The organism is Bacteroidota bacterium (assembly GCA_030017895.1).
Lineage (GTDB): Bacteria > Bacteroidota > Ignavibacteria > UBA10030 > BY39 > JASEGV01.
Window position 1 is genome coordinate 1 of the sequence record JASEGV010000092.1, and the last position, 9,711, is coordinate 9,711.

The following is a 9,711-nucleotide window of genomic DNA, read 5'->3' on the forward strand; positions in this document are numbered from 1 at the left end:
TTTTCAAATGCAAATAAATATTTTCGTCAAAACTAATTTTTAGAGATGCCCTTAACTAATTATGTGTTTGAATTTGGTGAATCCGGTTACGCTGTACAACCTATACTCCTAAACGGAAAAGGATATTGGGGAAAATTTAGCGATCCAGGAATTAGCTATATCAACGGAACATATATTACAAGCGACACGATAGACGTGAAACAGGGTTGGAATTTAATCGGCTCAATTTCGTATGATGTACAAACATCATCTATAATTAGCATCCCTACGGGACTGATAAATTCATTATGGTATGGATATTCGTTGGGGTACTATTCTGCCACTTACATTGTGCCGGGTAAAGGATATTGGGTAAAGTGTAATGAAGCTGGTAAGTTGGTGATGTTTTCAAATATTATGCAAAAATATTCCTCATCAATTAATGTTGCTTCGAATCATGTCGAAGGTTTTAATTCGTTGACTATCTCCGACGCCGCTGGTAACTCACAAAAGCTATTCTTCGGTTTGAAACCGCAAACTGATTTCGATACAGAGTTCTACGAATTACCCCCCACATCGAACTTCAGTGTATTTGATGCCCGGTTCATTAACGATGGAAAGGGATACATATTACATACTCTTAATACAAATTTGAACGAAAATAACCCCGCATTCATTAACATTGCATCAACAAAATATCCATTGACAATATCGTGGGACGTTAGAAATAATTCAAACGTAGAAAGCGAATCATTTTTATATGAATTATCAGATGGTACAAACGATAAACCTATTGAGCTTACCGGGAGCGGTATAATAACATTAACTAATAAATCAATAAGTAGTTTAATTTTAAATTCCCATAAAGGAAAGAACCTGCCCACAGAATTTTCATTATATCAGAATTATCCCAATCCATTCAATCCGTTTACAATTATTAAATACGATTTACCCGTCGAATCTTATGTAACTATTAGCGTGTACAGTGCAATCGGTCAACGCGTTACACTACTCGTAGCAGAAAAATTAGAAGCAGGAAATCATCAAATTAAATTTGGCGGTTCATCCGCCACAAATATAGGCGGATTGCCAAGCGGCGTGTACTTCTATCGCATTGAAGCAACCGGTATCTCCGATCCAAATAAATCATTCTTTCAAGTTCGGAAGATGCTATTGATCAAGTAAATTGGAATACTTTTAAACCTTCATTTTCTCGCCCTATCTGTTAATTTGCTTTTTGTTTTTAATCGTGCTATATTTTTCAAAAAAGTAGCACGATTAATATGAAGAAAATAAATAGATTCGGGATATCAATGGAGGATTCTCTCCTCCGGCAATTCGACAAGCTTATTTCGCAAAAGGGATATACAAATCGTTCGGAAGCTGTTCGCGACCTTGTGCGCGAAAAGATTATCGAAGAAAATATTGAAGCAACAAACGAAGAAGTTTACGGGGCTTTGGTATTTATTTACGACCACCACAAAAGGGAATTGGAAAAAAACCTCTCCAACCTACAGCACGATTATTTCAAAAATATTGTCTCTACAACTCACGTTCATATCGACCACGACACTTGTCTTGAAATGATAATCGTGCGAGGGCAGACTAAATTGCTTAAAAATATCGCTGAAAGGTTATTGAGCTTCAAAGGTGTCTTAAACGGTAAACTTACTCTTACATCATCAATAAAAAATAAATTATCCAACAATACAAGGAACCTAAAATGAAAAAACTATTTTTATTTGCAGCAATGTTTACAATTATGAGTTACAATGCTTATGCGTGTTTTGATACTTACCTCTTTTTGCATAGATCTTCTATGGTGTATCCGCACAAATCTCTTGTATTTGAACTTAACGGAGAGTATTCTATCAACAAGTTTAACAGTCCCAACGAAGATTCGTTTCTCTCGAGCGGGAGTATATATTACGGACTTGCCGATAGGTTTTCGACACAAATCAGCATCGGCTCAGACGATAAATCGCGTGGAGAATACAAAATCGATTTTTTCGGAATACGCGGCGTCTTTAATGCATATTCTTCACAATTTAAAGATCACACCGCCGATCTTATATTAGAATATCGAGCAGGTTTTCAAAATGCTTTGGGTGATGTAGAATTTTCTGTCCCTAACATTTTTAGAACATCTGATATTACTTATGTTCTCCATCCGACTTTAAATTATACATTACAGGAGAAAAATTTTCAATTTGGAGGACACACTGGACTTTTCTACAATTTCAGCGACAACAGTGTTATTGGTGTTGGTGCCGAATATCTTAGTCCACAAAGCGGTAGCTATGTTGGAAACAGGATTACCCAAAGCGAAGTAGCAGCCAGTTTCTTCTTTGGTTCACACATTGGAGAGAGTATATTTATACAGAATGAACTTGCAAAAGGACTCGCAAATTCACGGGATTTTGGATTTGCCCTTACAGTTAAGTTGCTTAGATAATTAACTCCTTAACATAAAAAACCCTGCTCTCAAATTAATGAGAAGCAGGGTTTTCATTTTTGTTTAGAAAGCAGTTACAAAGCCAAACGTGAAGTTGTTTTTCTTGCGCTCGATGTCATAACCGTATTCGCACATGAATTTTAAATTACGTGCGAGGAGATAACTGAAATTTCCAGCTACCGAGTGATATTTCGAATAATCAAAATCGGATTTGATATTATTATAAAGCAAAAACAAATACCATTTGCTCTTATCGCCTTCGGGTGCATACATAAACTGAGCAAATCCGCCACGACTCGCTTTTGATTCTTCTTTAATTTTGAACAATGGATTTTTATCTTTCCGATAAACAAATTGACCGGTTAACTCGAAATTTTCCGTTTCAATCGTTGCATCCACACCATACATTGTAATATTATTAGTTCCGAGTGAATCGGTAAGACTTTCTTTTCCGATGTATCCTAAACCTCCGATTTGAACATTCTCAATAATCGGTTGTGCAATTCGGAAGAAGAAATTTTTGTACGGGTCGTCGTCGAAACCACTTTTACTCATCGGACCAATTCCATTTCCATTCAAAACAGATACAAATAAATCTGTTTCAGTTGGTAAAGTGTAATTTAACATCAATCCGCGGTCGTATGTTAAATCAGCTTTCGACATTTCGGGTTTAACTTTATATATCCAGTAATCTTCGAAGGTTGGACGGAGTTCTCTTTTAAAAATTGGATCAGCGACTTGATATTGTCCAGCCATAACGTCGAATTCAGCTCCACCGATATTGTTAAAGTAGAGGAAAGCATCTTCAACACCGGCAACCTCACCTCGTTCGTCAAAAAGAAAATAGAAAAAGTAGGAAACATCTTTTGCAATCTGTCCGCTTGACAGGATTTTAACTATGAAGGGCCATTGGATATCAGCTTTCGGCTCGTTCTGCGGTTGATAGCGTGAATATCCGTCAATTCTTAACGCAAGTGGAAGTTCCCGCATAAGCAATAAGTCTTGGTCGCCTGTCTCGCGTGTAAAACGGGGTGCCTCCTTATCTTTTAACTGGTATCCGTTTGCAGCAAACTCAAGCCCGTAAGGTTTTAACTTAGGCGCAGGTGAATGGCATACATTGCACGACATATCGTACTTCCTTGCATACGCAGGAATCGCTGATGATTGTTCGATAATAAAAAGCACACAAACAAACAATGCTAATATTGGGATAATTAATTTTTTCATATTGAGCGTCTCCTCTTTTTATTTAATAATATTTATTGTGGTCTCGTGGAAATTTACTTCGAGCGGATCGGATTCTTCTTTAGGCACACCTAAAAACTCAGCCACAGGTGTCGGAAGCTTTTGATAATATAACGCTGCTCTAACGGTCATCGGTCCGGGCGCAGCGTCGTTGGGGATTGTCCATGTAAATGTTTCTAATTTTGTTTCTCGCGGTCCAATCCGGTAATCTGTTGCAAACGAAGCTGTGTTCCACTGCATTATTGTCATCCGTCCTTGCGGATCAAGATAAGGTAATCGAAATATACGGTCGCCTTCTGGAATTCCATTCCTCTGAATTCCTTTGAAGTCTGGGATGTTTAATGGTATTCCCATATCCTGATACGCAAGTGTATTTGCAGCAATTGTATATTCTTCACCGGCAAAACCTTTCTTATCAACTTTCAGATGATATACATTTCCCTTTGCATCTTTCGCTTCGGTGTGCATCCATAGAAGCCGTTCTTCTGCCGAACCAGTTGGAAACTTATGCCCGGTTTTTTGATTAAACAAAGCAGCGGTAAATTTCACTTTCTCTCCCGGCTCAACTTCTCGTATATCCGGATGGATACGGATTTCAATTACACCACGAACTTTCCCTGGATCGTGCGCACCGTGAAAGAGGTGCTGTGCAACATCCGGAAGCTCAGAAGCCATCGCTGCATTATGTCCTGTTGCGTAAGTCATGTGGCAATCCTGACACCTAACACCTTCCTTCGCATACGGACCTTCTTTCCATTCGAGGTGTGTTGATTTTACCCAAACATCGTACGGACTCATTTCGTTGTGGCAAGTTCCGCAGAAGTCGGCTGACTTGTGAAAAGGAGAATACATCGTTTTGTGAGCGGGAGATACTACACCTTCGCGGTTTCCGTATTTTGTTTTACCCGGCTCCGAAATGTAGTTGTAATTATGTGGTATATCTCCCTTAAACCCTGTAACTGTATGGCAAAAATCGCACGAGACTGATTCGTTTGCGCGGCTATTTGCTTCCGGCTTTGGCGGGGGAACATCACCAGCGAGGAATGCAATCGGTGAGTGGCATCCGTTGCAACCGGCTTTAACACCCGCAACTTTTGGTTCTTTATCTGCGTGTGGAACTGCAAGCTTGAAATACTCGATTTCATCCCAGTGATGTGTGTATGCTTGCGACATCATCGCTTGTTTCCATTGTTGATAAAAGTCGATATGACAGGAACTGCCGCATACCTCGGGTTTCTCAAAGTCGGCATACTTCCGTGTTCCCAAAGCTTCATCGCCAACTTTTATCTCCTGACCTACTAAAAGCGCGGGTATAAAAATGATTAGTAACAACATCCAAATTAATTTTTTCATATACTCCTCCTAAAATTTGTTATTGTGAAAATTTATATAATTGTAAATCTCGAACAACAAATATTTTGATAGAGAAATATAAATAGTAATTCAACTAAACACAAATCATTTGTAAGTCAGAACGCTGTTATTATGAAACATCCGATAAATTCTTATGCAGCAGATTCTGAAGAACGTTATACGTTCTGAAACTGTTGAAACAGTTACTAATAACCAAAAGTCTTTTCACAATGTAACCGTTTCAACGGTTTATAAACATTTTTCGGAACTCCCATTGTACTAATTAATTCCGATAGGGAAGAACATACTTAACAGAAGTAAAATATTCAACCCTGCAACGATAATGCCGATGATTATGAGTGTGAATTTTGTTAAAGGTTTGTTAGCATATTTTCCCATTACACGTTTGGAGGATGTAAGGTAGATTTGTAAAAAAACAGTAATAGGAAGTTGGATACTTAAAAACATTTGAGAATAAATCAAACCTTTGAACGGATCAGTAATGAAAAAAATAATCAGTAAAGCAGAAACGAGTGAGACACCCACACCTAACTTTGAGTGGTTATCTTTAATATCGTAAGGTTCGGTAAAAAATCCGGCAAAAATAGTTCCTCCTGCCATGCCGGAAGTAATAGAAGAAGCAATTCCTGCAAATAACAGTGCGATTGCAAAAACGAAAGAGGCAGCTTTGCCAAGTAGAGGCGTCAACAAATTTTCGGCTTGCTGTAATTCGGAAACAGGGATATTGCTTTGAAAAAAAGTTGCAGCAGCCAATAATATCATTGCACTGTTTATTGCCCAACCGATAATCATCGAGAACAAAGTATCTAAAAACTCATAATCCAATTGCCGTTTAATAATTTTATCGTCCTCAATATTCCATTGTCGGCTCTGAATTATTTCTGAATGTAAAAATAAATTATGCGGCATTACAACGGCACCAAGCACGCTCATTACAATAATCATTGAACCTTTCGGTATCGAAGGTGTCAACCAACTTGCAGCGGCGACACTCCAATTTATATCCACTAAATACAATTCATAAATGAATGCCAACCCGATAATTGAAACAAATCCTATTATCCATTTTTCGATGACTTTGTAAGAATTTGTAAACAACATAATACCGACAAAGATAAGCGCCATCACGGCGCCTATTTTAAGAGGAATACTAAAAAGCATATTCAAAGCTATTGCAGCACCTAAAATTTCTGCCATCGAAGTTGCAGCCGAAGCCAGCATTGCGGTCGTTAAAATTCCTCTGCCCGTCCAGGGCTTGAGATGTTTGGTCGTTGCTTCGGATAAGCATAAGCCGGTCGCGATACCTAAATGAGCAACGTTGTGTTGCAAAATAATCAGCATAATGGTTGAGAGTGTAATCACCCACAACAAAGAATACCCATAATCGGAACCTGCTGCGAGGTTGGAAGCCCAATTACCCGGATCGATGAATCCTACAGTAACCAACAAACCTGGCCCTATGTATTTCAACAAATCACTGGCGGCAAACCGAGGTTTATGCTGTTTCTTGTTTCTTAAATCGTTTAAGAAATATTTTATTTTTTTAATCATAGAATTTGAGCTAAATATATAGAATATTTTGGAGAGAAAAAATTAGAGAAAGAACCGTTATTTTTTTCATAGTGTAGGGTATTTCTTTTTTTAGTTTACAAATTGAGAAAGGTCTCGATCGATGATAGCCATCGGGACAGAAATACGCGCCTTCGTGCCGAAACTTAATGAAGAGGCTGACCAAAAAGTCTGTTTTCTCGATACGTTCGCTTTGCGAACACTCGAAAACCGGCAAGATAAGCAGGTTCTCGAGTTCGATTTCGTAGAAATCGAGTAACGAGAGAACTTATTAGTCAACCTCCTAAAAATAATGATTCGAAAATCGGCAAACTCATTTATGGTTATGCGATGTACGATTGATTCATAAATAATTTCTTCCCACCTAAATTATTCTTATATTTTTCTATGCATTACATACTCAAATCTGATTTTAAGCCTGACGGCGATCAGCCGGAGGCGATACGACAACTCGTCGAAGGAATCGAACGTGGCGACAAATATCAAACTCTGTTAGGTGTAACGGGTAGCGGCAAAACCTTTACAATCTCGAACGTAATTGCTCAATGCGATAGACCTGTTCTTGTTATGTCGCACAATAAAACTCTCGCTGCACAGTTATATGCCGAATTCAAACAATTTTTTCCGAACAACCGTGTCGAGTTTTTCATAAGTTATTACGATTACTACCAACCCGAAGCTTATGTTCCCCAAACCGATACTTACATTGAGAAAGATTCATCTATCAATGACGAAATCGATCGTTTGCGATTGCGTGCTACAAGCGCTTTGATGAGCGGCGACCGGAATGTAATAATCGTTGCTTCGGTAAGTTGTATTTACGGTTTGGGTTCACCTGAAGAATGGATGAGCCAGATTGTTCCGATTAGAAAAGGAACGAGAGTGAAACGGCAGGAATTATTGCGGAAGCTTTTAGATATACATTATCTTCGGAACGATATTGAATTTACGCGGGGAACCTTCCGAGTTCGAGGAGATGTGATAGAAATTATTCCCGGTTACGAACAGGGCGAGGCACTGCGAATACAATTGTCCGACGATGAGATTGAAAAAATAGCTTACGTGAATTCATTAACAGGCGAAGCGACTGGTGAAACCGATTACGAAGTAATTTATCCTGCAAAACAATTCGTAACTTCCAGAGAAACAATTGAAAAGGCTCTGCCGAAAATTGAAGAAGAATTGAACGAACGATTGACTGATTTGCGGTCGCGCGGGAAATTGTTGGAAGCTCAGCGTATTGAACAACGAACACGCTTCGATATGGAAATGATGCGCGAGGTCGGTTACTGTTCGGGTATTGAGAACTACTCCCGACACATCAGCGGCAGACCCGCGGGTTCACAACCATTTTGTCTGCTTGATTATTTCCCTGATAAGCCCGATGGAACTGGAAAAGATTTTATAACAATTGTAGATGAATCGCACGTAACTGTCCCGCAAATTGGTGGTATGTCGCACGGCGACAGATCCCGGAAAAGTACGTTAGTCGAATACGGTTTTCGTTTACCCTCTGCACTCGATAATCGTCCGCTCACTTTTACCGAGTGGGAAGGAATGGTGGATCAGATAATTTTTGTGAGCGCAACACCCAGTGAATATGAGTTAAAAAAATCGGGCGGTGTTTTTGTTGAGCAAGTAATCCGCCCAACCGGACTGATTGATCCGGAGGTTCAAATAAAGCCGATAAAAAATCAGATAGATGATTTGCTAGCTGAAATTCGAGGGAGAGTTATGCTAAAAGAGCGTGTGTTAGTTACAACCCTCACAAAACGGATGGCTGAAGATTTAACTGAGTATTTAGCAAATCTAAACGTGAAAGTGCAATATATTCACTCCGAGGTTGATGCTCTTGCACGCGTTGAAACTCTGCGCAATTTACGGTTAGGCGAATTCGATGTTCTAGTTGGTGTAAATTTACTGCGCGAGGGATTAGATTTTCCGGAAGTCTCCCTCGTTGCGATACTCGATGCTGATAAGGAAGGCTTCTTGCGTTCTGAAACTTCGCTTATACAAACAGCCGGTAGAACTGCTCGTAACGTAAATGGCAAAGTAATTTTGTATGCAGATAAAATTACCGGATCGATGCAGCGAATGATAAACGAAACCACACGCCGCCGCAATAAACAAATTGAGTATAATGAAAAACACAGCATCCAACCGAAAACAATATACAAGACAGTTGACGAGATAATTGCCAGTACGGCCGTCGCCGATGTTAAAGCAGCGAGAGATGATAGACGGGAGCGGGCGAAAATTCCGATCATTGCTGAATCAATAATCCGCTATCTTACTAAAGACCAGCGTAAAGATATGATTGAAGAATTATATACGACAATGCGTGCAGCGGCAAAAGATTTAGAATTCGAGCGCGCAGCTCAATTGCGAGATGAAATAAATCGACTTGAAATAATGAAATGAAATAAACAGGGAATCACGATGTTATTGAAGCAGAATTTACTGAAACCGATTCTTGATTTTATATTCCCGCCTGTTTGTTTTTTGTGCCAAAAAATTATTGATGATGGTGATGGAAAGATTTGCACTGAATGCTGGAATAGTTTTACAGTGGTTAGCGATACACATCCTGATTATATAATTTTGCAGAATCGTTTCACATCGGGTGGAGTCATTGAAGATTTTACTTCACCTTTTTTGTTTGAAAAAGAGGGAAAGTTTCAGGAGGCAATACATCTCTTAAAATATAAGGGAATAAAATCAGTCGGATTAAAATTAGGATTGGCAGTGGTGGAGAAGATTAATCAAAATAGCTTCGGAACAATTGATATAGTTGCCCCTGTACCACTTCATAAATTGAAATTGCGGGAGCGAGGTTACAACCAAACTGATTTTATCTGCAAAGGAATTTCACAACTTACTGAATACATAGCAATATATGATTTGATAACTCGTCTGAAATATACACAATCGCAAACGACATTGACTTTTCAACAGAGAAAAGAAAATGTTTCTGATGCGTTTGTTTTGAACCACAAGTATAAAGATTTAGTTAAAGATAAAGTAGTATTATTGATAGATGATGTAATTACCACCGGTGCTACGATAGAAGCTGTGGGAAGAGTTCTGAA

Annotated in this window: 9 protein-coding genes; 6 read left to right on the forward strand and 3 right to left on the reverse strand. The window is 38.9% G+C overall.

The annotated features are described in order from the left end of the window. Nucleotides 1-45: 45 nt before the first annotated feature. From QME58_12885 to QME58_12895, 3 genes are all read left to right on the forward strand, one after another. Nucleotides 46-1,164: a T9SS type A sorting domain-containing protein gene (locus QME58_12885; protein MDI6804715.1), complete on the forward strand. Its 1,119-nt coding sequence runs from the start codon at nt 46-48 to the stop codon at nt 1,162-1,164. A gap of 98 nt (nt 1,165-1,262) precedes the next feature. Continuing rightward, nucleotides 1,263-1,706, forward strand: a complete 444-nt coding sequence (gene nikR, locus QME58_12890) for a nickel-responsive transcriptional regulator NikR (GenBank protein MDI6804716.1) — start codon at nt 1,263-1,265, stop codon at nt 1,704-1,706. Continuing rightward, entirely contained in the window at nt 1,703-2,434 is a 732-nt protein-coding gene (locus QME58_12895) for a hypothetical protein (protein MDI6804717.1), read from the forward strand. The genes nikR and QME58_12895 overlap by 4 nt, the downstream gene beginning before the upstream one ends. Before the next feature lie 63 nt (nt 2,435-2,497). Here QME58_12895 and QME58_12900 read toward each other — a convergent pair whose 3' ends face one another. The 3 genes from QME58_12900 to QME58_12910 form a co-directional block, all read right to left on the reverse strand. Further along, entirely contained in the window at nt 2,498-3,661 is a 1,164-nt protein-coding gene (locus tag QME58_12900) for a hypothetical protein (GenBank protein MDI6804718.1), read from the reverse strand. A gap of 18 nt (nt 3,662-3,679) precedes the next feature. Then, nucleotides 3,680-5,032, reverse strand: a complete 1,353-nt coding sequence (locus tag QME58_12905; protein MDI6804719.1) for a multiheme c-type cytochrome — start codon at nt 5,030-5,032, stop codon at nt 3,680-3,682. Nucleotides 5,033-5,311: 279 nt separating this feature from the next. Beyond that, nucleotides 5,312-6,604 (reverse strand): Nramp family divalent metal transporter, encoded by a 1,293-nt coding sequence (locus QME58_12910; GenBank protein ID MDI6804720.1) that lies wholly within the window; start codon nt 6,602-6,604, stop codon nt 5,312-5,314. Nucleotides 6,605-6,725: 121 nt separating this feature from the next. On the opposite strand from QME58_12910, the gene QME58_12915 reads away from it, so the two are divergent. The 3 genes from QME58_12915 to QME58_12925 all read left to right on the forward strand — a co-directional run. After that, complete coding sequence (locus QME58_12915) at nt 6,726-6,881, forward strand: hypothetical protein (protein ID MDI6804721.1); 156 nt, start codon at nt 6,726-6,728, stop codon at nt 6,879-6,881. Nucleotides 6,882-7,009: 128 nt separating this feature from the next. Beyond that, nucleotides 7,010-9,043, forward strand: a complete 2,034-nt coding sequence (gene uvrB / locus QME58_12920) for an excinuclease ABC subunit UvrB (GenBank protein ID MDI6804722.1) — start codon at nt 7,010-7,012, stop codon at nt 9,041-9,043. A gap of 18 nt (nt 9,044-9,061) precedes the next feature. Beyond that, a partial coding sequence (locus QME58_12925; protein ID MDI6804723.1) for a double zinc ribbon domain-containing protein occupies nt 9,062-9,711 on the forward strand: 650 nt, incomplete at its 3' end.